General features: G+C 46.7%; 19 protein-coding genes. 5 read left to right on the top strand and 14 right to left on the bottom strand.

Translation table 11 applies throughout. The annotated features are described in order from the left end of the window. The first annotated feature begins 133 nt into the window (after window positions 1-133). Together H1230_RS27025 and H1230_RS27020 are read left to right on the top strand one after the other, a co-directional pair. Window positions 134-1,018 (top strand): ABC transporter ATP-binding protein, encoded by an 885-nt coding sequence (locus H1230_RS27025; protein ID WP_239712898.1) that lies wholly within the window; start codon window positions 134-136, stop codon window positions 1,016-1,018. Continuing rightward, window positions 1,015-2,607, top strand: coding sequence for a hypothetical protein (locus H1230_RS27020; RefSeq protein ID WP_239712897.1), 1,593 nt, complete (start codon window positions 1,015-1,017; stop codon window positions 2,605-2,607). The genes H1230_RS27025 and H1230_RS27020 overlap by 4 nt, the downstream gene beginning before the upstream one ends. A gap of 838 nt (window positions 2,608-3,445) precedes the next feature. On the opposite strand, the gene H1230_RS27010 is transcribed toward H1230_RS27020, so the two are convergent. The 14 genes from H1230_RS27010 to H1230_RS26945 form a co-directional block, all read right to left on the bottom strand. Further along, window positions 3,446-4,855, bottom strand: a complete 1,410-nt coding sequence (locus tag H1230_RS27010; RefSeq protein WP_239712896.1) for a nucleoside recognition domain-containing protein — start codon at window positions 4,853-4,855, stop codon at window positions 3,446-3,448. Next, window positions 4,833-5,570: a FeoB small GTPase domain-containing protein gene (locus tag H1230_RS27005; protein WP_239712895.1), complete on the bottom strand. Its 738-nt coding sequence runs from the start codon at window positions 5,568-5,570 to the stop codon at window positions 4,833-4,835. Before H1230_RS27005 ends, H1230_RS27010 begins: the two co-directional genes overlap by 23 nt. After that, window positions 5,567-5,827, bottom strand: coding sequence for a FeoA family protein (locus tag H1230_RS27000; protein WP_154116418.1), 261 nt, complete (start codon window positions 5,825-5,827; stop codon window positions 5,567-5,569). Before H1230_RS27000 ends, H1230_RS27005 begins: the two co-directional genes overlap by 4 nt. A 269-nt stretch (window positions 5,828-6,096) precedes the next feature. Beyond that, window positions 6,097-6,555 carry an SRPBCC domain-containing protein gene (locus H1230_RS26995; RefSeq protein ID WP_239712894.1) on the bottom strand — a complete coding sequence of 153 codons (459 nt, stop codon included), beginning with the start codon at window positions 6,553-6,555 and terminating at the stop codon, window positions 6,097-6,099. A gap of 102 nt (window positions 6,556-6,657) precedes the next feature. Then, complete coding sequence (locus tag H1230_RS26990) at window positions 6,658-7,614, bottom strand: helix-turn-helix transcriptional regulator (RefSeq protein WP_239712893.1); 957 nt, start codon at window positions 7,612-7,614, stop codon at window positions 6,658-6,660. A gap of 88 nt (window positions 7,615-7,702) precedes the next feature. Next, on the bottom strand, window positions 7,703-9,655 hold the full coding sequence (locus H1230_RS26985) for an ABC transporter permease (protein WP_239712892.1): 1,953 nt from the start codon (window positions 9,653-9,655) through the stop codon (window positions 7,703-7,705). Beyond that, window positions 9,630-10,400 (bottom strand): ABC transporter ATP-binding protein, encoded by a 771-nt coding sequence (locus H1230_RS26980; protein WP_239712891.1) that lies wholly within the window; start codon window positions 10,398-10,400, stop codon window positions 9,630-9,632. The genes H1230_RS26985 and H1230_RS26980 overlap by 26 nt, the downstream gene beginning before the upstream one ends. A gap of 217 nt (window positions 10,401-10,617) precedes the next feature. Next, window positions 10,618-11,727, bottom strand: coding sequence for a GerAB/ArcD/ProY family transporter (locus tag H1230_RS26975; RefSeq protein WP_239712890.1), 1,110 nt, complete (start codon window positions 11,725-11,727; stop codon window positions 10,618-10,620). 254 nt (window positions 11,728-11,981) lie between these two features. Then, a complete protein-coding gene (locus tag H1230_RS26970; RefSeq protein WP_239712889.1) occupies window positions 11,982-13,223 on the bottom strand; it encodes a Ger(x)C family spore germination protein in 1,242 nt (413 codons plus the stop codon). Next, on the bottom strand, window positions 13,220-14,323 hold the full coding sequence (locus H1230_RS26965) for a GerAB/ArcD/ProY family transporter (protein WP_239712888.1): 1,104 nt from the start codon (window positions 14,321-14,323) through the stop codon (window positions 13,220-13,222). The genes H1230_RS26970 and H1230_RS26965 overlap by 4 nt, the downstream gene beginning before the upstream one ends. Further along, window positions 14,320-15,924, bottom strand: coding sequence for a spore germination protein (locus tag H1230_RS26960; protein ID WP_239712887.1), 1,605 nt, complete (start codon window positions 15,922-15,924; stop codon window positions 14,320-14,322). Before H1230_RS26960 ends, H1230_RS26965 begins: the two co-directional genes overlap by 4 nt. Before the next feature lie 145 nt (window positions 15,925-16,069). Beyond that, on the bottom strand, window positions 16,070-17,098 hold the full coding sequence (locus H1230_RS26955; RefSeq protein WP_239712886.1) for a sensor histidine kinase: 1,029 nt from the start codon (window positions 17,096-17,098) through the stop codon (window positions 16,070-16,072). After that, window positions 17,095-17,793, bottom strand: a complete 699-nt coding sequence (locus H1230_RS26950) for a response regulator transcription factor (RefSeq protein WP_239712885.1) — start codon at window positions 17,791-17,793, stop codon at window positions 17,095-17,097. The genes H1230_RS26955 and H1230_RS26950 overlap by 4 nt, the downstream gene beginning before the upstream one ends. 4 nt (window positions 17,794-17,797) lie before the next feature. Continuing rightward, on the bottom strand, window positions 17,798-18,943 hold the full coding sequence (locus H1230_RS26945; RefSeq protein ID WP_239712884.1) for a phosphodiester glycosidase family protein: 1,146 nt from the start codon (window positions 18,941-18,943) through the stop codon (window positions 17,798-17,800). 149 nt (window positions 18,944-19,092) lie between these two features. Here H1230_RS26945 and H1230_RS26940 point away from each other — a divergent pair, with 149 nt between their 5' ends. The 3 genes from H1230_RS26940 to H1230_RS26930 are packed head-to-tail and all read left to right on the top strand — an operon-like array spanning window position 19,093 to window position 22,303. Beyond that, window positions 19,093-19,671, top strand: coding sequence for a histidine phosphatase family protein (locus tag H1230_RS26940; RefSeq protein WP_239712883.1), 579 nt, complete (start codon window positions 19,093-19,095; stop codon window positions 19,669-19,671). Between the two features lie 21 nt (window positions 19,672-19,692). Continuing rightward, window positions 19,693-21,537 carry a sensor histidine kinase gene (locus tag H1230_RS26935; protein ID WP_239712882.1) on the top strand — a complete coding sequence of 615 codons (1,845 nt, stop codon included), beginning with the start codon at window positions 19,693-19,695 and terminating at the stop codon, window positions 21,535-21,537. A gap of 16 nt (window positions 21,538-21,553) precedes the next feature. Further along, window positions 21,554-22,303 (top strand): response regulator, encoded by a 750-nt coding sequence (locus H1230_RS26930; protein WP_239712881.1) that lies wholly within the window; start codon window positions 21,554-21,556, stop codon window positions 22,301-22,303. Window positions 22,304-22,685: the final 382 nt, after the last annotated feature.

Raw genomic sequence — 22,685 nt, 5'->3', positions numbered from 1 at the left:
TTGAATATAAGGATTCACGTATATAAAGAATATAGATATGAATCATATTCTTTATACAAAAATATGGAAAGTCATGATATAGTTAAAATTTTATTATAAATTCAATACATCATAAAATTAACAGGAGGTTTTTATGGAACTTATAATTCAAAACGTAAGTAAAAAATATAAAGGAGATTTTTACGGGCTTCACGACTTATCACTAGAGATCAAATCAGGTATTTTGGGATTGTTAGGGCCAAATGGTGCAGGTAAATCGACATTGATGCGAATCTTATCAACCATTACACAACCTACTGCGGGTAAAGTGAGCTGGAACGGAGTCGATATCAAGGAATCACCCAATGTTGTACGAAGCATATTAGGTTATTTGCCGCAGGATTTCGGGGTATACCCTCATTTAAATGCAGTTGAGTTTTTGGAGTATTTAGCAGCGATCCGGGGGTTGGATTATAAAATTGCCAGAAAAAGAATTGACGAGCTACTTCATTTAGTTAATCTTCATGAGGTTCGCAATAAACCGTTACATAGTTTTTCAGGTGGAATGAAGCAACGTGTAGGTATAGCACAGGCGTTATTAAACGATCCCAAGCTATTAATCGTAGATGAGCCAACGGTTGGGCTTGATCCTGAGGAACGGATTCGTTTTCGCAATCTTTTATCCGAATTGTCAGGCGAGCGGATAGTTATCTTGTCCACACATATCGTATCGGATGTCGAAGCGACCGCAACCGATATTGCGATTGTCAGTCAAGGGCGACTAGTGATACAGGCAGCACCAACCAAAATATTAGCAGCGACAGAGGGGAAAGTATGGGAATGGTTGATGCTGAGTGATATCTGGATGGAAAAACGCAAGCAATTGTTAATCAGCAATACAATCCAAAGTAATGAAGGGGTGCGTGTTAGGGTTATTGCCGATATACAGCCTTCAGCAGAATGTCGTAGGGTGACTCCGACTTTGGAGGATGCGTATTTGTATTACATTTCGGCAAATAAGCAGGTGGAGACAGCATGACATCGCTGCGTATTTTATACCATATGATGAAAGCCGATTATTTGGAAAGGATACGGAGATACAGCTTTTTGGTGACAATCATGGTATCTATATTTATCGTGTACAAGTACATCCCTTCAAGTGACGATCACTATTTAACCTTATCTCTAGGCGATATACGAGGCATTTATAATTCGGCTTGGGTAGGTAGTGCAGTTGCTATCTTAGCCTCAATGCTGCTTAGTCTTCCAGCGTTCTTTCTAATAAAAAATGCGATTGAGAGAGATGTGTTGACGGGGGTAGGGCAAATTATAGCCACAACACCGATTACTCGATGGATGTACACCATGGGTAAAATGTGGAGTAACTTCGTTCTGTTGATGTCTATTGTTGTTGTATTGATTGTATCTGCCCTTGTTATGCAGCTCATTCGTGGAGAGGTTTATACGATTGATTTGGTGAAATTAGTGCTTCCCTTTATTTATTCCACATTGCCGACGATGGCTTTGGTGGCGGCAATTGCGATTTTATTCGAATCTGTCCCTCTATTGAGTAAGGGGTTCGGGAACTTAATCTATTTTGTGTTGTGGATTATTTCGCTTAAGTTCTCGACTACGGCGATCCATTCAAGTCAGGACATATTTGGGATTTCACCCATCCTTACCAGGATGTCAAGCGAGGCCAATGCAAGGCTCCCTCAAAATGCTGGAGGACATGTCTCTGGGATGAGCCCATTAAAGGGCGAATTATCTACATACAACTGGACCGGCATTGATTGGAATTTATCCATGTTTGTGGAGCGATTTATATGGATCGCTGTGGCATTAATAATTGTGGTGATAGCCTCCTTCTTTTTTCATCGATTTGATCTAACGCGCGCGGTTAAAAATAATAAAAAAGCTGAATTCAATGATCTCGCAAAAGTGGAGACATACATCAAGCCCGTAAATAAAAACTACGTTGAAACGAAGTTAACTCCTTATTCTAATACAAAAGGGCAATCCAACTATGTTCGAACATTAGTAATGGAATTGCGGCTTATGCTCAAAGGGTTGCGTCTTTGGTGGTATTTGGTCGCAGTTGCTATGATCCTATTAGGTTTATTACTACCTATGGATTCTGTATTAAAGATTATCTTACCACTCACTTGGTTTTGGCCTATGTTGATTTGGTCGGCAATGGGCACAAATGAAACGTATTATCGTACTCATCAATTGATATTTACAGCCATACATCCGGTTCGGAATCAATTCGTTGTATTATGGCTGGCGGGTGTTATTGTTTCTTATTTGACAGGTAGTGGGGTTATTGTTCATCTGCTTGTCTCGGGTGAATGGGGAAGTTTAGGAGCTATGGCAGTCGGGGGTTTGTTTATTCCAACACTAGCCGTAACCTTAGGTATATGGTCGGGAAGTGGCAAGCTATTTCAAGTGGTATTTATGCTAATGTGGTATGTGGGTCCTCTTAACAAAATGGATGTTCTGGATTTCATGGGCACTTCACAACAATCACTTGATGGAGGTTTCTATCGTTATTATCTACTAGCCACGGTTGTTTTGCTATTCTTAGCGTTGGTTGGACGATTGCGTCAAGTTAAGACTTATCGTTGAATGTTCTATTAAGTTTTACTCTTGATACATTAGTGCGTGTCTGAAAACTAATCTTAATGGAGCTACTTCAACAAAATCATCGCAGAAGCCAGAAAGGCAAAGCTCAAAAAATTTCGGAAAAGCTTGTCATAGCGTGTTGCGTTTCCCACGGAATTGTTTGAGTTTGTTGAAAAAACATTCCACCACATGGCGTTCTTTATAATGGTAAAAATCACAGGCCCATGGATCTGTCGCCTTGGACTTGGGCGGGATGCAGAACGTTGCGTTTTCGGCCCCTTTTTAGCCCCCGCTGCGTGCTAATGAACTTTACAGGAGGTGCAGAGAGACATCCTGCATGTCCGCATCGCGGGTCAAGGACTCAAACACCTTTTGAAATTCACGCCAAGGAGCGCCTGTTTTTACTTTCCAAAGCATTCCATTTAGCATGACTCGATTGGACTTCGAGGGTCTGCCTTCTCTCTTCGTCATTGATTTTGTGGCGTCTTAGCATCTTTTTACAATCCCCTCGTGATTTCTTTCTTGTGAAATTATGCTACGGTTTCGCTTTTCAAGCAATCTCTATATAAGTTAAACTAGAAAACTAAGCAAAAGGCAAAAGTAACGGAGGGGAATTTTGGAACTGTAGGAGCGATAGCGACCGCCTTTTTCTCAGGATTTCATCCGCTAAAGCGGAATAAATCAAGAAATCGGGAGACAACAGCGGCCGGAAGTCCAAACATTCACCGCAGTTACGATTAAAGCCGATTCAGGAAATCTTAAGTTCAACTTATATAGTTTTCAGACACGCCCTAGTTGGACTACACAAGAGTGCCGCCCACAAAAGGACGGCACTCATTTGTTATACCCACCCGAATATACGGGCAAGCTGGGCGACGGCAAAGGTAACAACCAAGGCGATGCCTAGCGGAATGACGGCTGAGAGCACCGCCCACTTCATGCTTTTGGTTTCTTTATAAATGTTCACGAGCGTTGTGCCGCACGGGTAGTGAAGCAGGGAGAAGAGCATCATATTAAGCGCGGTTAACCACGTCCAGCCATGTTCCAGGAAGATGTCCTTGATGCTGCCAAGGCTATCGACATCAACCAATGATCCGGAGGACATATAGCCCATGAGCAGAATCGGCAATACGATTTCATTGGCCGGCAGTCCGAGGATAAAAGCCATAATAATAAACCCATCCATGCCCAGCAAGTGAGCGAAAGGATCGAAGAAGGCAGCCATGTGGTTTAGAACACTTTCTCCGCCAACAAAGATGTTGCCAAGTATCCAGGTGATAATACCTGCCGGAGCTGCAACGACGATGGCTCGGGTGAGGACGTTCAGAGATTTCTCCTTGGAGGAAATGAGAATGGTCTTCCAAATTTGCGGACGGCGGTACGGCGGTAGCTCTAAGGTGTAATGCGTGGGAACGCCGCGCAATGCGGTCTTGGACATCACCCAAGATACGGATAAGGTTACGATAATGCCGATCAGCACCATGCCCATCAACACGGAGGCCGTTGTTAGCGTACGCATGGCCCCTGTTGCGGCTGCTCCTGACATAAATAGAGAGGCCAGCAGGATCAGCGTCGGCCAACGACCGTTGCAGGGCACAAAATTATTGGTTAGAATAGCGAGCATCCGCTCACGTGGTGATTCGATAATACGTGTCGAGAGGATGGCGGCGGCGTTGCAGCCAAAGCCCATCGACATGGTTAAGGCCTGCTTGCCATGGCCGCCGGATTTCTTGAATAACCGGTCCATGTTAAAGGCGACACGGGGTAAATAACCGAAATTCTCCAGCAGCGCGAATACAGGGAAGAAGATCATCATCGGCGGCAGCATCACGCTGATTACCCACGCAGTGCCTCTGTACAATCCCAGAACAAGGACACCGTGCAGCCAATCTGGAGCATGGACGGCTTGAAAGCCGGCAGTCAGGTAACCTTCAATGAAGCCGAAGAAGGAAGCAAGCCAGCCCGAAGGATAATTGGCGCCGGCAATCGTAATCCAGAATACGACACCGAGGATGGCGAGCATAATGGGGAATCCCCATATTTTGGAGGTGACAATATTATCGAGCTTATAAGTGCTTCTCAGCCGCTTCTTGTCTTGGTAGGTGATGGCATCCGCACAGATGCCCGAGGATACGCCATAAATACCCCCGACAATGTCATCGCGTATGGCTCCTCCGTCAGCTAGTTTCTTGGCTCTAGCGAGCAGAGAATCAAGCGTGTCCTTCCCCTTAGTGACATGCGGTGACTCCATGGCCCAGAACCTCCTTTGTCCCAGAAAGAGTTTTGCCCTTGCTGTTCATATTTGCTTTGAGTGAGGTCAGCAGGCTGTCATCACCGTCCAGCAGGCGCAGTGCAATCCAGCGGGCTGGATACATGGAGCCGATCGTTTGCTCTACCATGGGTGTAAGCTCTGCAATTCCCCGCTCAATGTCATCGTTGTAAGTGATCCGCAGCGGCGGTGCAGCGACGACACTTGTCGCGACACGTTCCACCTGATCCAATAACGCTTCGATACCGATTTTATTGCGGGCGGATATAGCTACTACAGGGACACCAAGCCGTTTCGAAATCTTACGCAGGTTGATATCGATGCCAAGTCGACGAGCCTCATCAATCAGGTTGATGCAGATCACGGTCCGCCCGGTAATCTCCAATACCTGCAAGGCAAGGTTAAGGTTGCGCTCCAGTGAAGTAGCATCGAGCACTACGAGCGTAACATCCGGCTGTTCAAAAATAATATAATCTCTGGCGGCCTCTTCATCAGCTGAGTTCGAATATAGCGAGTACGTACCGGGGAGATCAACTGCGAGGTATTGATGGTTTTTGTGAGTAAACTCTCCCTCGGCGCTAATGACTGTCTTGCCAGCCCAGTTTCCCGTATGCTGGCGCATACCGGTCAGAAGGTTGAACAGAGTGCTTTTACCTGTATTGGGATTGCCCGCAAAAGCGACGGTATATTGACTCATGTCTCTGCACCTCCAATCAGTTCCCCGTAAATCAATGAGCTTTCTTCTCTTCGTAAGGCAATAGTAGTGTTGCTTACCCGAAAGGCTGTAGGGTCTCCAAGGGGGCTGCGCCGCAGTACCTCTACAGCATTGCCGACCACAAATCCAAGGTCAAGCAATCTTCTTCTCAGCACACCTTGCACTTCAATGCCACTAATACGCAGCCTGCTGCCGTTTAAGGCTTCAGACAAGGGAATGGGGATTACTGTTGCTGTCATAACATCTCCTTCTTTCCTAGTTTTTGGGTAATCGCTTGTTACTTGTCAGTTGTCATTTATATGTTGCATCTCGGATATACTTTTGTGCTCTACCACAATATTAGTATATGTGAATAAATTTGTCCTTGCAACAAAAATGTTTCACAAGGGAAACATTTTCTGCGTTCTGAAGTGATATTCCAGCAAAAACGGCAAAAAAATAGCCCTGCCAGAACAGCAGCGATGCTGCGTCCTCAGACAGGGGGAAGGGTTGGAATTCTGTTGCAGTTTTACTCCCAGTTGCCGAAATCTAGTGTTCGACCGGTCTCGACCAAGGTCTTCGTATTGCTCAGGATTTGCCACCACGCGCTGTCACTAGCTGCATAGGAAGGGTCCGCTGAATCCCATTCGTCATGAATGAGCGTTAGCTTCGTGCAGCCGCCTACCGGCTCCAGTAACCAGGAAATGCGCGATTCAAAGATCGGTCCGCCCATCAGATAGGAGGGGCCGACCTTATGTGTAAAACGCAAAGCCTTGTTCGGCGTGTATTCCAGCACTGTACCGTATACATGAACGGTTTCTGCACCCTCAGTGCCGGGCCCAATATATTCCAATAGGTCTCCTTCCTTATAACTGGAACGGATGACGCTTCCGTAATAAACTTGCTTTGTGCTCTCAGGGTTGACTAGAGCCGCCCAGACCTGTTCGGGTGTTCCGCCAATATAGAATTCATATTTTAGTTCCTTCATTATTTGTTCCTCCTTGTGGAATTATTTCAATTTTGCCTTTGTCCTAGCTCCACTATACAAAAGGATCACTGACAACTACGGTCAGTGATCCAAAAACTACATTTAAGTTTGGTAATGAGTGGCCAATTCAGCGGCAATAGCCGCCATTCGCTGCTTCAAAGCCAGAGGCTCCAGAATGTGCAGCACCTTGCCATAAGGCAGCAAAAAATAGGGGGCATAGGTGTATAAAGAGCTTGCATCAACCTTGAAATGGGCTTGCCCTTCCAAACGCTGCACTAAAGTATGCCCAAATAACCAATGGCTGCACAGATCATTAAGGACTTCTTCGCCGGACTTTATGACGACCGTAACTAAGTTCTCCTGTTTATCCTGACCGGGGAGAAGACTCTCCAGCAGATAATCGCGCGCAGAGAAATCGACGGGGCGGTTAAAAGAGGTTCCAGTCCGCAGAAGTCCATTCATTCGATCTACCCGAAAGCTGCGGATCTCCTGTCGCTGATGGCAATAAGCCACGGTGTACCATTGTCCTTTCCATAGCACAAGTCCATAAGGATCAATGAATCGTGAAGACACGGTTTCCCCATTTCCTTTACGGTATTCCATTTCTAATATGTATCCATTCGCAGCAGCTAGCTCCAACTCTCCGAGTAAATGTTCCAGAGGGACAGAAGGAGAATACAGAGCTTCAATACCGTTCTCGTGCCGCTCCATATGCTCTATCTGACTGATGTTACTATAGCGTTTCAGCTTGGCAATGGCCCGATCAAGGGCTTCGACATAAGGATATCCGGTCCCGCGTGCGAAAGCGGAAGCTTGCACAAGCGCCCGCTGCTCCTCAGAGTCGAAGAATAGAGGGGATTCGGTAAAATGCTCCGGCAGGCTGTAACCGCCGCCTGCTCCGGCATCGGCAATGATGGGCACGCCACTTGCGCATAAGGCATCAATGTAACGGTAAATCGAGCGGACGCTGATTTCAAGCTGCTCCGCCAGTTCCCGAGCGGTTCTTCGCCGCTGCTTCAGCATCCAGAGAATAGATAACATATGATCAGCTTTGGACATAAGTCCTGACCCTCCCCTAAAGGCTGAATAACTATAGCCAGTTTACCGCGATAGTCTCCTAATCGCCAATAGGTGTCCTACAAATCTTCTATACCATCATTTTCTTAAGACTTCTGATATAACGTGATTTAGCGATGAGGAAGAACAGGCTTTGCAGGATCAGATAAGCGGCAAAGGTAATCAGAACAGGTTCAATAACATTTTGGATACCCGCTTCAGTCAGAATAGGGCTGATGACCACAAGACTCTGAATAGCGGATACGACAATGGGGATATAGAACAGAATCGCAATCTGTTTGGTTGCTGCCGCTGACATTTCACTTGTACTGAGTCCTATTTTGGATAGAGCACGGTACATACGAATATCCGTAGCCAGCTCACTGTTCAGCTTGAAGTATAGGAAACTCGCTGAAGAGAAGGAGAAGATCAGTGCAATAAAAATACTGATAAAGCTGAGCATTGCTGTACTCTGTTTGAGAACTATATAATTGTTAGCACGCGATTCCAGATAGAAATCATCTCCGCTGTTATCGCTCATATCATCATTCCATTTGCTCAGTTTGGCTCCAACGATCGATTCAGGGCTGGATGGTCTAGGGAGCGAGCCGGTATTCCACGCCGGAACATTGTACAGATACTGAATTGAAGGCCTAACCTCTCGTCCTAATTGGGCTGATTTAGCTACTCTAATCGTTTCCATCCACTGTTCCGGAACGATTAGCAGTGCGGTTGCCGACTCGAACCCTAAAGAGTCTGCAGTCATAGTCTTCTTGACAGCAAGTGACACGGCGGGTTGTTCCTTTAAGGTAATCATATGGTTCTGAATATAATCAGAGGACTTATTCGCCTTCGTTAAGATAAGAAAAGCCTCATTTAAGCCCAGCGTATTTCCGGCAGGAAGGTCGAGAAGAGGGGCTAATTGGTTATATTGCTGCAGGCTCATCAGCGGCAGATAGTTGCTCTGATCTCCGCTAACCAGCGCTGAACCGGATAATGTATCGATTCTCGTCTCTGTGTAATCTACTCCTGCTGCGTCCAACTCGTGGTAGATTACGCTGCGGTCAGGCTCTACCGAAGAAGGATCATAATAGGTATTAGTAATCGCAAAAGGATTATTCGTATAAATGTCTCTCGCAGCCTGGTTGATCGACAACACAACGCCTGCGCCCATACTCGCCAAGGCAGTAACTACAGTAATCATAAACAGTATGCGCGAGTTATCCCGCATTTTATAGCTCATCTCCGATACCCAGAGCAACCGGGTGCCGCGCCAGGTGGTTCGCCGGTTTCGCTGAAGCAGGCGGATGAAGAGGACGGATAGCTGGGAGTAGAAAAAATACGTTCCGGCGATACCCGTCACAGCTGCAATAATAATACTTTGGGACGTTAGCTCATTGCGCATAGCAAAGTATCCGACAGCCAGTAGTACAGCACCGAATAGAGAAAGAAGAACGGAAGCCCGCGGTTGTTTTTTGGGTTTGGCATTTCCTTGCAACAGCTCAAGCACCTTATTTTTACGGATAAATAATAGAGTGAAGATAGAGATCACGAGAAACAGGGCCAGAAATGAAATAGAGGTAACCAACATAGCCTTTATGGGCCAGTAGAAGGGCAAATCCTCAATCCCGATCGTTCGCGTGCTAAGCAACAGAAACAGTTTGGAGAGCAGCATGCCACCAGTAATACCCGTAACAATCGCGGAGACGCCGATCAGCATATTCTCCAGGAATACCAGCTTATTAATCTGGCCCGGACGGGCCCCCAGAATAGATAGGATGCCAAATTCTAAATTGCGGGATTTCAGAAATGAACTAATTGAATAGAGCACGAAGAAAAAGGCAAACACATATACAATGTAGGCTGCTACCTGCATGCTGGTGGCTGATCGGGGTCCCATATCGTTATTTGCGACTGCCGGATGATAGATGAATACCGAATAAGCAAAGAACACCATCACCATGAAGGAGCTGCTTAGAAAATAAGCAATATAAGCCCGCGCATTGCGGCGGACATTATTAAACGCGAATTGAGGAAAGCTCATGACTATTCCCTCCCCAGAACGAAAGTGTGTCAATAATCTTCTGAAAGAACGCTTGGCGATTGTCTCCCCGGTGGATCTCGGCCGCCAGCTTGCCATCCTTGATGAAGACAATCCGGTTGCAGTAGCTCGCCGCCAGTGGATCATGTGTGACGAGCAGGAGTGTAGTTCTCTCCTTGCGGTTGATATCCTCCAGCGATTCCATCACCATTCGTGAGGAATTAGAATCGAGAGATCCGGTTGGCTCATCGGCTAGTATCATTGCGGGCGCGGAAATAATTGCCCGAGCAATGGCTGCACGCTGCCGCTGTCCACCGGAGATTTCATAGGTTCGTTTCGCTAGAATATCCGTAATATTGAGGCGCTCAGCGACTTTTTGCAGCAAGGACTCCATTTCAGTTAGCTTGCGGTTGTCCAGTGTCAGAGGCAGAACAATATTCTCAGCTACAGTTAAGGTTTCCAGCAGATTAAAGTCCTGAAAGACAAAGCCAAGCTGTCTGCGGCGAAAATAGGCTAAATCTTTCTTGCTCAGAAGAAAGGGATTACTGCCATTAATCTTCACCTCACCTGAGGAGGGCTGATCGATGGTGGATACCATATTAAGTAGCGTAGTTTTGCCGCTGCCAGAGGGTCCCATAATGCCAACAAATTCTCCGGCCTCGATGCTGAGATGAATATCGGTGAGGGCTTGGGTTATTATTTTGCCCGGGTAAACCTTATTAAGCGCTTTAACCTCTAATATGTTCATCGTATGGTTTCCTTCCATGAAAAAGTTATTTCGTCTTGTTTCTGTGAGAGGGACATGTCTTGTTTATAATCTACTAGAAAAGTGGTGCTAATTGCTATGTATTTGCCTTAACGTTTCCTTACAGGGCTTTAAGGTTATGTTCGTATCATACAACAACGCCCCGCATGAAGAAGCCGGGGCGTTGTTGTATAGAGCCTATTCATGGGTGGATTCAAAGTTATCTTGTGCTTGTAGTGGAGTTGGATTTCTTACGGCCGCGTATCAGAATGGACAGCGCCAACAGCAGGGGAAGGGCTACTTGGAAGATGGGGTCAATCTTAAGGCTGGGCCCAAGACCAAACGCAATATGCTGTGTGTAGTCTCTCTCTATAAAGGAAGCGCCATAAATCAGTGCTCCTACCGGAAATACCCACCATTTTGTCGGTTTGTTAGTCAGGCTCGTGAGTCCTTTTACAGCACAAAAGTAGAAGACCATCATCTTGATCAGCAGCCCAATGAAGAGCTGAATGGTGACCAAAATGTCGAGACGTTCGATAAATTTCAAATGGGACAAGGTGCGCACAACTTTCAAAAAAGGGAGCTGGCTTATTCCTGCTACTTGTGGACCGAGTACAGCTACATTCAGGGCATTCATAAAGATCAGAAATATACTGATGAGTATATAGGCAACAAGTGAATTTTTGACCGGAACACCGGGCTTCTCCCATAAGGTCCATAACATCAGGAACACAATCATTTGTCCAAAGGGAAAAGAAACAATATCTGGAATAGCAGTCTTGATGATCGTCAACAGATCACTTTCGAAGACAGGCATGAGATGGGTGAAATCCAGAGAACCCATGATACCCAGGAGCAGAATAATGATGAAGTAAAAGCACATCACGAGCGGCAGCAAGACCTCGGGTAGACGGAAGACGACTTCAGTACCTTTCCATATGGCATAAAGTGCAGTTAATACAAAGATCAACATGGTGAGAGACATCGGCGTCAGCGGTAATAGGGTCAATGATGTCAGTTCGCCCAAATCGCGCACATTACGCATCGATTGGTAAGCAAAATATAAACAATAGATCCCACCGATAAGGGACCCAGCGATACGTCCAAAATGGGAGGTGAGCATGCCCATCAAGTCTTGTTTCGGTGAGCGCGATTGAATCCACAATAGCAGCAGGAGCAGCACGAAGCCGGCAACTGAGCCGAAGCTCATCGCCAGCCACGAATCCTGTTTGGCCTTGCCTCCAAGTAGAAACAAGGGAGTGCTGCCGATCTCAAAGAGCATAATCATAAACACAATTTGCAGACCGGATACTTGCTCTATTTTTTTCATCAGCTAAATCAACCTCCTAACCATCGGATAATCACTTCTGTTGCGGGTTGAAAGAAGGCTGTATAGAAAGAAGAGACGCTAACATGGTGTGTCCCTGTAATTCCGGATAGATGCACATAAGCACACCAAGCCAAAATACACCCGTACCATAGTCGATGTAGATTACGATGTTTCCCATCCAATTTTCGGTAGCCCCAATAAAAAGCTAGGCCATAGAGTAGAAGAATTACCGTTATTTTCATATATAGGCCCCTTTAGTCCTGATCTATAGACTTAAAGGATTTGTTGCTGAGGCCCATTCGTTCAATCTTGATAGAAACGTGGGGGCGAATTTCAATCTCCTGGAATACAGTATCCCAGCTTTTATCTTTCTTAATTTGCTTCCACCGTTTACGGTCACTGCGATGGATCTTCACCGCAAAGCCTGTGACGTCAGTATGAAGCTGCTTAACGGCCTGCCAAGAGTTTTCTACGAGCTCCAATACGTAATTTTCGATGGATTTCTCCATCTGTGATATCGAAGCCCGGTCATTCAGATCCATAACGCTTCCGATCTCTGTGATTACACCACTGCCTTTGATATTCACATCCATGATGTAATGATCCTTCGCCCATATAGGATGAACGGTAGTTGCTGATTTCTGTAGTATAAAAGAGCCATCGATCTTATCGCTGGTTTGGGGATGAGTAGCAAAGGATATATTAGCCATCTTTATGTTACTGGTTATAAAAGTTAAACCGAAAGCTTGCTTCTGTGATAACCAGCCTACCATCTTCTCGCCTTTCAACACAGCAAGTCTACCGAGAGCCAGCCGGGATGGCAGATCGGTACGACCGGTTTCACTCGTCTCATCCATGATCTCCTTGCCAGTCAGTAGAATCTCCGGGATTACTGCACTTCCAGATTCAGAAGATAAGGCCATAGCCAACTCAAACATGCGCACGCTCGGATAATAGGAGAGCTGCTTGGATTCTTGTTCGATCATCAGTTGGATACCGGCACCCTGATTCTTGGTCAGCTGCATCAGCTGGTCCAGAATTCTGCCCGCATTGCCTGTGGCAATAAATACGTAAACGGTATCTCTGGCATCTTGTTTCCGCAGAAAAAGATCGATGATTTGATTAACTCCCCTGCGGGCTACAGATTCACCGAGGATGCTGATTCTTGAATGGGAAGTGAACAATTCACGGACACTGGTTAGATTGGTTTTTTGGATAGCCTCCATAATTGTTTTTCCCTTAACTGTATACGTCAGAAAGGGCGGTGAGCTGCTGCTGCCGCCAGCACCACCACCCATGCCACTGGCACCGGATGAAGGGTTAATGATCTGGTAGGTAGCTTTCCATTGATTATCCTCCCAATCATAGGCAGAGCCGGAGGCAATCCCCAGTTCACTAAGCTCACGATCATCCCAGCAGCCGCTTAACAGAGTGCTTAACAGCGGGAGGAGGAGCAAGCAGAGCAGCTTATGTACACAATGCTTTTGTTCCTTCATGTTTCGCATCCCTTTCTCTTGGATTTGGCTTGCCGGAGCCCAGTTAGGAATAAGACTGCCAATGGAAGCAATACGTTAAAGAGTATAAAGACCAGGAAACGTCCTTCCTTGTTATACATATTCAATTTGGCAGGGTCTGTCCAGGTGAACAGGCATTCCAGGGCGATTACGAGCCCCAGTGCCCCAATAAAAGGTCTGCTGCTCTTCACTCGGAAGGTCTGCTTAAAGCACTCTACGGTAGCAAACAAAAAGATGGAGAACTTGAGATAAATGGCCAGCACCCAATAGGAAATAAACAGGATATCCAGATTCTCAATAAATCTGCCGATCTGAATAATACCTACAGTGGAGAATCCGGGATAGGTAGTTAATTTGAGATATTGAGGTCCAAAAACCATCATAGTCGTTATCATTGAGAACATCATCATTACAAAAACGAATAGCAGACCCATGTATCCCATAAGGCGAGCTTTCTGTGGGGATTTCAGATAAGGAGCAAGAAATAGCAGGATGGCAACCTCTGACATCCACGAGGTAGGTGTCAAACTGGCCAGAGTTATTGTAGAAAGGGAATGGTCAAATAGGGGTAGTAAATGCTGTACATTCATCTCCCCTGCTAATCCGAACAGATAAAGGGGGACAAAGAACAGGAATAGGAGAATTATAAGACTATTTACTCGGGCGATGCACTCGATACCCTGTCTAACCATATAAATCGTAATCACGAGAATAAGAGTAGTTATTACCGTTATTGGAGTATTCAGAAGCACGGTCTCCTTAACGAAATTAACAAATTCCCGCAAAATAGTTGCTGAGGTATCTAAATAAAACTGCAGCAGCAGCAGGCCAAGCAAGGTTGCCAGCAGGGGCGAGCTTCGCACGCCAATCCAATCCAGAAAAGGTGCACCGTTATTGTAGCGGATGATTGTCCCAATTAATGCAGCAATGCCAAAACCGATCAGAGTGGACATTATAATGGCGAGCGGCGAATCCTGTTCAGCATAAGTGCCGATAATCTCGGGAAGAACGACGATTGCCGTAGGCAGAATAGTAGTCACTACCAGCATGGCAGCCTGCGAAGTGCCGATTTTTCTGTTCAAGATGAGTCACCTCCCTGTTGGTTCTGTTGTTGATCTTCTGCTGGTTGAGGTTTCTGATTGGATGCTTGTCTTCGTGTTTCCTTACCTAGATTAGTCATTGGCCGGGTGGTCATATCCCAAAGAGGGACGCGAATGAAAATATCCTTGAGATATCTTGGAGTCATAGGAGCCACAGGGGAAAGGTATGGCACTCCAAACGAGCGCAGTCCTGCCATGTGAATGAGCAGCACGATCAGGAAGGACATAATTCCAAATAAACCGAGAGTGGCGGCAATCAGCATCATGACAAAGCGGATGAGACGAATCGAATTGGCGATAGCCAGCGATGGAATGACAAAGTTGGATATGGCTGTGAAAGAGACAACGATAACCATTGCGGCAGAGACAAGTCCAGCCTGAACGGCTGCTTGTCCCAGCACGAGTGCCCCAACGATGGAAATCGCCGGACCAATGGTCCGGGGCATTCGTACTCCAGCCTCACGGAGCACATCGAAGGTTAACTCCATCAGCAGGGCTTCCGCCAGTGCGGGCAGAGGAACGCCTTCGCGCTGGGCAGCCAAGCTAATCAGCAAGGTTGTCGGCAGCATTTCCTGATGAAACGTAGTTACAGCAATGTATAAAGCAGGAAGCAGCATAGATACGAAAAAAGCGGAATAACGGATCAATCGTAAAAAGGAAGAAATATCATAACGCTGATAGTAGTCTTCGCTGGATTGAAAAAAGTTAAAGAAGGTAGAGGGGGCAAGTAAGGCAAAAGGCGTTCCGTCAATAATAATACCAACCTGACCTTCGAGAATGCCCCCTGCTATCGCATCCGGGCGCTCCGTATTCTGCATAGTAGGGAAGGGGGTTAGTCCGCCGTCTTGAATAAATTCCTCAATATAATTACTTTCCAGAATACTATCGGTGTTGATGGAATTCAGCCTGCGGCGAATTTCCGCAAGCACGGATTCACTCGCCAGCCCATCCAGATAAACGAGGGCTACGCCGGTCTGGGTCCGTTGTCCAATCTTATATTCTTCGATCCGCAGATCGGAGGTTTTCAGTCTGCGACGCAGCATGGAGGTGCCAGTCCGCAGGCTTTCGGTAAAGGCTTCCTTGGGGCCGCGGATGACACCCTGCGAAGTCGGTTCGTTAATGCTTCTCTTTTCCCAGCCAGCGGTGTCGGCAGCAAGTGCTTTCTGAATTCCGTCAAACAGGATGAGTGTATAGCCCTCAAACAACAGGCCGAGCAGACTTTCCACAGTCAATCCTTCCTTCACCCCTCCGACCGGCAGCATTTGATCCTTAATCAGGCTAAAAGCCGCTTCTGTAGTGATGGAGTCGCTCTTTAAAGTAAAGGTCTCCATCAGTGGCTGCAAAAGGGTGCGGTTTATAGTTTCGGAATTGACTAAGCCATCAATATAAATAAAGGCCAAGGAGAGAGAGCTTAAGGATTCATTAGTGAATCGTCTGAATACAACATCAGAACTTTGGCCGATACGTTTGCTAATTTCCTGCAGATTGGCTTCTAATGAAGCATTAAGCTGAAGTGGTGCAGGTACGGATTTCTCTTCAGGATCTGGATTTTTGGTATTGTTAGTCTGTTGTTTCTTATTCATGCTCACCCTCCTTGCTGCTGTTTTTTCTTGGTAACTGTGGGTGTATTATCCCCAGTGTTAAGCTTCCTTATTCTGCCGTGGGAAATAACCCCTTCATGCAGCTTCACACATAAGAAAAAGGCCAACCAGTACTCTCTGGTTGACCTCATGTCTGCTTATTTCTATCTGTGTTCGGGCCTAATGCTTGCACTAGATTACCGCGAAAAGTAAGTCGAAGGGTAGTTCCTTCACCAGGTCGGGAGTGCAGCTCCACCTTATGTCCGAGTCGGTTGCAGATCTCACGAACCAGATACAGTCCCATCCCGGTTGATTCGTGATATTGCCGTCCGCGTTCACCGGTGAAATACGGATTGAAGACCCGTCGCAGATCCTCGGGAGAGATGCCAATACCTTGATCCGTAATGTTCAGAACGGTATCGGTGCCAATCTGCGTGCTTGAGACTGTAACTGTTTTGCCAGTGCCAGAGGTATAATTCACAGCATTGGTCAGGATTTGGGTCAGCATGAACCTCAGCCATTTGGCATCACTATATACGAATATTTCTTCGTCAACCTGTATATCTACCTGTACGCCCCGGCGAATAAACAAGCGTCGATTCTCCGAGACGGCTTCGTTCACCGCTTTGCGCAGAAGCAGGACCTCGACCTGGAAATCGTCCTCAAACCGATCAAGCCGGGATGTATAAATGACCATTTCCAGTCCCTTGCGCAGTCGTTCCAGCTCCTCCTGAATACTGCTGGCGACCTCTTCCTCAAGCTCCGGAAGCGTAAGCTGAATGACAGAGAGGGGGGTCTTCATCTGATGAACCCAACGGTTGATGAACACAATATGCTGATCCATCCGGCTGACATGCATATTCAGCTGTTCTTGATATTTACGCTCTATGATCTGCAGATGTTCATATACCGCTTCGGGTAGTGGGGCATCCCCAAGGGGAATGGAATGATATTCGACCATAGGAACGGGCGAACTTAATCTGGCGAACAATCTATAATGCTTAACGTATCTGAATCCAAGGTACAGCAAGAGAATTACGCTGCTGAGTGCCATTCCGTACAGCACGATTGCGATTGGTCTATGTTCACCAGCTAGCCAATACAGCACCGGAACAAGCAGCATTTGGAGTAGGTAAAAGAGGAGCAGCGAAACCTGGTCCTTCCAGAACAGCTTCATGTCGCTTCGCTGGAAATACTCAGTCGGTAGCCAGCGCCTCTTACCGTTTCCACAAGGTCTTCAAGGCCGAGATCTTTGAGTTTCTTGCGAACACGGGTAATATAGACGTTTAAGGTATTGTCATCAATAAAATGCTGATCCTCCCACATGAGATCCAGTAGCCGCTCACGAGTAACGACGCGTCCTTCCTTCAGCATTAGTGCCTCCAGCAGAATGGCTTCCTTCTGCGTCAGATCGGCAGATTGCCCAGCGATTTGGATGACATACCGTTCGGGATAAAGGGTCAAGCCTCCTGAATGCAGAGTGCGTTCCTCTTGGGTCTGTGCGTAAGAGCCGTAGGCTCTGCGGAGATGGCTGCGGATTTTGGCCAGGACGACCTCGTAGTGAAAAGGTTTGGTGATATAATCGTCACCACCGTTCTCAAGGGCCATTACCTGATCCATTCCGCTGTCTCTAGCCGAAATAAACAGAATCGGGCAGATTGAGGTCTTGCGAATCTGGCGGCACCAATAGAAGCCGTCATATCGGGGCAGATTCACATCCAGCAATACCAGGTCAGCAGAGCACTCTTTAAAGGTCTCCAGCACGGAATTGAAATCCTGCACCAGAATGGTGTTGAAGTCATATTTAGAGAGATAAGCACCGAGCAGGCCCGCAAGCTTGGCGTCATCCTCAATGATTAGAATCGTTTCCATGTGATCACTCCTTAACGACAATTGCATTGCTGATCAGGCGTCCGGGAGCTGTCAAATACTTCCCGTTATAGTAGAGTCCACTCGATGCGCCGCCATCGAGATTCATAGCTTGGTAGGCACCCGCCTGCTTCATAATTTCAGCTAGCTGAGGGATGGTGGCTCCACCTGAGGTCAGGAGAATCAGCTTATGGTCACGCGTCAGACCAAGGGCGCTGCGGGCACCTCCTCCAGTCAGAATCTTGGCATCTTTGAAGCCTTCAGCAGCGACATTTAGCGCTACCTTGCCATTCACTAACAAGCGGGGGCCAGCCTGAAGACTAGTCTTAATAGAACCCGTTGCGAAACGGTTATTGAAATCAAGACCGGGGATAAGCTCAGCAAGATTGTTATTATCAATCGTAAAAATGGTCCGGCGGTCCCCGGAGCTGTTCATCAGTAGCTTACCTCCACTGACAATATAACCATAAGGTGCCTTATAATCTTCTTGAGTATAGGCATTAAAGAACGTGCCATTAATCGCGGCGATAGCGCTGCTGCGCTTGGCCAGACTGCCTAGCGTCTCTACCTTTCCTACGGTATTGCCTGCCAGTACGACATCCAGACTGATTGTGGGATGGAGAAGGGATATCGTCACGGTCTGAACATTGAAGCTGCGACTGCCGATCTTAAAGGTTCTATTAGCACTGACCACTGCTGGGGAATCTGCTTTGAGAAGCGAACCGCTAAGTACAGGCAGTGTGGAATTGTCCTCACCTTTTGTTAAGGTTAACGATGAGCTATCCGTATTCCAAGTGAGCATGATACCCAATGAATGGCAGATCAGGGACAGTGGAACATAGGTAGTTCCATTCTCACTAAAAGCCCGCTCGCTTATCGTAACAGGCTTGCCGTTGACGGATGCGGTGGCCTGGCCTACAGTAAGAGTGACAGAAACATCTGCTAAAGAGATCTTGATCTCTTTAGTGGCCGCATTCCACTCTGTCTGTATGCCGCCAAATCCAGTCAGGAAACGCAGCGGTATGTAGGAATGATTGCTTTTATCCATATACACGTTATTTTTGGGAAGGGCCGCCGCAGCGGATTGGCCGGAAGATAGGCCAGACAAACTCAAGATAACAGTGAGGAAGAGCAGGATCAGCATTTTTCGCATAAGTAACGTAATCTCCTTTGACCTGCAGCAGCATGTAGCTGAAAATTAGGATGTATAATGTTTCAATATACTCCATCTTTAGGCGATTCTATCATATAACTGAATGAAAAGAGGCGTCAATCTATTAACATACAAAGGCGGTTAGCACAGTGACAACATTTGGACTCATTCGGCACGGCAGCACATATTGGAATAAAGAAGGCCGCATACAGGGGCATACCGATAATTCTTTGGATGAAGAAGGACTGCAGCAGGCAGCGGCGATTGCTGAGAGACTTAGCGGAGAACAGTGGGATTTCATCTATTCAAGCGATCTGTTGCGAGCAAAACAAACGGCAGAGGTGATTGCCACAAGACTGGGCATTGAAATAACAGGCCTGGTTCCGGGGATTCGGGAGATGAGCGGTGGATTAATAGAAGGTACTTTGGAAACTGAACGTGTAGAGCGTTGGGGGAGTGAATGGAAGAGTCTGGAGCTGGGATTGGAAAGCTTTGAAGCAGGTCTGCTAAGAGGCAGCCAAGCGATTAAAGAAATCGCCGGGAAGCATCCTGGAGCGAAGATACTGGTGGTTAGTCATGGCGCAATTCTGCGCAGCACCCTTAAGGGCTTAATTCCTGAATTAGATGTAAGCGAGTTTCTGAAGAATACCTCAATTACCCGAATTACCCAAGCAGATGATGTCTGGCACTGCGAGCTTTACAATAGTGTGGAGCATTTGAATATCTAGTCTACTTAGCTGGAGGAGCATATGCGGAATAAATTCAAGAATATACAGTCTGTGCTGTTTATGACCTATTCTCTGATCATTATTGTGGTGTTTACTGTGCTGGTCCTGTGGTTCTACCATTGGTCGTCGAATTTGCTGCGTGCGAATGCTACTAGTTATATTGTGAATATGGGTAAGTCCTTGCAGGAACAGACCGATTCGGAAATTCAGAAGATGAACAATGTATCGCTTAATGTGATTTATTCTGGCCTGATCAAGGATCAGTTCAAGAAATATTTATCTGATCAGGGTGGAGTGAAGGTGCAGGAAAGCTCCGAAATGCCTGTGCCTTCTACTTCCCGGGAGTATGCCAAGGAACTAGCTGATATCCTCACCGCTGCGATTGGTCCCTCACGTCCGGTGGAGCAGCTATATCTCTATGACTTAACCGGAAAAGTATATGGCAATGGTTTTGATAATAGTGAGAGCGCTTACGTTCCTGGAGAGAAGCCCTGGTATAAACCGGTTGTGGCCCTGGACGGAGGTAAGTATATACAAGGTCCGATACTGGATAAATCGATTTCCAAATATATTTCGATAAAAGATCCCCAGTATACGATCTCGATGTTCCGGCTGTTTCTGGATACCTATAACTCACCGATGGGCATTGTCGAAGTGAAGCAATATTATAATCTGATCCTGAAGAGCATTATTAACTACACTCAGCGCAGTACTTATCAGGAACGAATTCTAGTGTACGATCAATCAGGCAGCATCATCTTCCCACTGAATGCCGCCGCCACGCAGTATGAGTATGAAATGAATCTTTCCAAGCAATTCCAGGCCAAGGGGGAAGGTCATTCCTTTTATGTTGATCCCCTAACTAGCGAGAAAGCGCTGCTCTCCTTCCAGCATTCCGATTATACAGGCTGGAATACGGTCATTATTGTGACCGAGGACAAGCTTTTTATTCCACTTAATTCCTTTACACAAAAAATAGTGCTGCTGGCGATCTTTCTGCTGTTGTTTGCAATTCTGCTCTCTTTTGTTGCGGCCAAAAAAATAACTCAGCCTATCCTGAAAATTCACCGTACGATCCGCAGCATTCGGCCGGATAATCTAGGCTCGGGAAGATCACCGTCCATGGAGTTGAACAGCGGCTTAAATGAGTTGGATCAGCTGCACTGGTCTTTCTTAAGAATGAGCGAACGTCTGAAGGAATCCATGGAGACGTCGCTGCTCGCCCAATCTCAGGAAATGCAGGCGAAGCTCGTTGCGCTGCAATCCCAGATGAATCCGCATTTTCTGTACAACACACTTGCCACCATTCATGTCATGGCCGAGGAGAATATGAATCAGCAAATCATTGCCATGACCGAGAACATGTCGGATTTCCTGCGCTACTTCTCGTCTGACCAGTCCTCTGTTAATCTGCAGACCGAGCTATCGCATACCGACAAATATCTGGAAATCAACAGTATCCGCCATGGCCGCAAGCTCCAGTATTCCTTCGATGTGGATGAAGAGATGTTTGATCTTAAGATTCCTAAGCTAATCGTCCAGCCACTGGTGGAGAATGCGCTTAAATTCGCCACACAGTTTGAGCCGCCTTGGGACATCCGAATTACAGGCCAGTTGCAAGGTAACAGCTGGAGTGTAACGGTGTCCGATAATGGACCTGGATTCTCAGCAGACAGTCTCCAGCGGCTTCATTCCAGAATTGCAGAAATGGATAAGAACCATAATATTCCCGCCTTGCAGCTTGACGGTATGGGACTGCTGAATATCTACATCCGCCTGAAGCTTACTTATGGTGACGGGGCGCAGTTCAGTATTCATAATCTTTCGACGGGTGGAGCAGCTGTAACTATTGGAGGAAGCATCTAGGGAAGAGGTGGACAACATGAGGGAGATTAAGGTCATTGTAGCCGAAGACGAGGAGCTCATCCGCAACAATATGGTCAGGAAGATAGAGAGCCTGGACAGTACAATCAAAGTAATTGCTGCCGCTCAGGATGGCAAGGAGGCGCTGGAATTCATCCGTAAGGAGCAGCCGGACCTGCTGATTACGGATATTCGGATGCCGATCATGGATGGAATGGAGCTGATTAAGACGATTTCCCTGAAATATCCGCGTATCCGCACTATCATCACAAGTGGTTATGCGGAATTTGAATATGCCAAGCAGGCGCTGAAATATAACGTCAATGATTATTTGCTTAAGCCGATTTCGGAGCATGAACTCAGACGGGTGCTGTCATCCGTTCATGAGGAAATCGAACAGGAGCGATCGGGCCTGCAGCCTAATCTGGAGGATGTCCTTCTGCCAGGCATGCCAGGTGAAGAAATTGTAGCGAGGGTGCAGCGTTATATTCGCGATCATTTTGATCAGGAGCTGAGCATGGAGAGAATCGCCAAACAATTCAATTTCAACGCCTCCTACCTCAGCAAAATATTCATCAAACACACGGGAGATCCGCCCTCGAAGCATCTCTTGGCACTGCGGATCAGCGAGGCACAGTACCTGCTAACCCACCAGCGCAGCCTATCGGTCAAAGAAGTGGGAGAACGGGTTGGCTACCCAGATCAATTCTATTTCAGTCGTATCTTTAAGCAAGTTACCGGCTGTACGCCGAAGGATTATCGGAAATGAGGGGGGCGGAACTCGGAACCTCGGAACCTCGGAACCTCCACCTCCGCCCCTACCCCCGAATCGGAACCTGAACTCGACCTAACCTAACCGCAATCGGAACCGCAATCAGAACCGGAACCGGAATTCCTCGTCGCGCCGAGACCAGAGTTTTGAATTTAGCATACATTTTTGCTGTTAATTAAGGAAATTAAAGTTGTGGAAGTGATTTAACTGACATTTATGCCTCTAAATCAGTGAGGAAGGGTGTATTCGGCCCAAAATGGTAGAATTAACAGCATTATTCTCATGTAAATACTAAAAAAGCGTGAAATTGGCCGAATTAGAGGCACAAATTCACGCTAATCAAAATAGTTGAAAGCGGGACAAATCTACGGAAGGATGG

Source organism: Paenibacillus sp. 19GGS1-52 (genome assembly GCF_022369515.1).
Taxonomy (GTDB): Bacteria; Bacillota; Bacilli; order Paenibacillales; family Paenibacillaceae; genus Paenibacillus_AQ.
This window is presented reverse-complemented; position numbering and strand designations above follow the sequence as displayed.

Coding starts and splice junctions, on each gene's coding strand:
- H1230_RS27025 (WP_239712898.1), top strand. CDS start 134: ATGGAACTTATAATTCAAAACGTAAGTAAAAAATATAAAGGAGATTTT.
- H1230_RS27020 (WP_239712897.1), top strand. CDS start 1,015: ATGACATCGCTGCGTATTTTATACCATATGATGAAAGCCGATTATTTG.
- H1230_RS27010 (WP_239712896.1), bottom strand. CDS start 4,855: ATGGAGTCACCGCATGTCACTAAGGGGAAGGACACGCTTGATTCTCTG.
- H1230_RS27005 (WP_239712895.1), bottom strand. CDS start 5,570: ATGAGTCAATATACCGTCGCTTTTGCGGGCAATCCCAATACAGGTAAA.
- H1230_RS27000 (WP_154116418.1), bottom strand. CDS start 5,827: ATGACAGCAACAGTAATCCCCATTCCCTTGTCTGAAGCCTTAAACGGC.
- H1230_RS26995 (WP_239712894.1), bottom strand. CDS start 6,555: ATGAAGGAACTAAAATATGAATTCTATATTGGCGGAACACCCGAACAG.
- H1230_RS26990 (WP_239712893.1), bottom strand. CDS start 7,614: ATGTCCAAAGCTGATCATATGTTATCTATTCTCTGGATGCTGAAGCAG.
- H1230_RS26985 (WP_239712892.1), bottom strand. CDS start 9,655: ATGAGCTTTCCTCAATTCGCGTTTAATAATGTCCGCCGCAATGCGCGG.
- H1230_RS26980 (WP_239712891.1), bottom strand. CDS start 10,400: ATGAACATATTAGAGGTTAAAGCGCTTAATAAGGTTTACCCGGGCAAA.
- H1230_RS26975 (WP_239712890.1), bottom strand. CDS start 11,727: ATGAAAAAAATAGAGCAAGTATCCGGTCTGCAAATTGTGTTTATGATT.
- H1230_RS26970 (WP_239712889.1), bottom strand. CDS start 13,223: ATGAAGGAACAAAAGCATTGTGTACATAAGCTGCTCTGCTTGCTCCTC.
- H1230_RS26960 (WP_239712887.1), bottom strand. CDS start 15,924: ATGAATAAGAAACAACAGACTAACAATACCAAAAATCCAGATCCTGAA.
- H1230_RS26955 (WP_239712886.1), bottom strand. CDS start 17,098: ATGAAGCTGTTCTGGAAGGACCAGGTTTCGCTGCTCCTCTTTTACCTA.
- H1230_RS26950 (WP_239712885.1), bottom strand. CDS start 17,793: ATGGAAACGATTCTAATCATTGAGGATGACGCCAAGCTTGCGGGCCTG.
- H1230_RS26945 (WP_239712884.1), bottom strand. CDS start 18,943: ATGCGAAAAATGCTGATCCTGCTCTTCCTCACTGTTATCTTGAGTTTG.
- H1230_RS26935 (WP_239712882.1), top strand. CDS start 19,693: ATGCGGAATAAATTCAAGAATATACAGTCTGTGCTGTTTATGACCTAT.
- H1230_RS26930 (WP_239712881.1), top strand. CDS start 21,554: ATGAGGGAGATTAAGGTCATTGTAGCCGAAGACGAGGAGCTCATCCGC.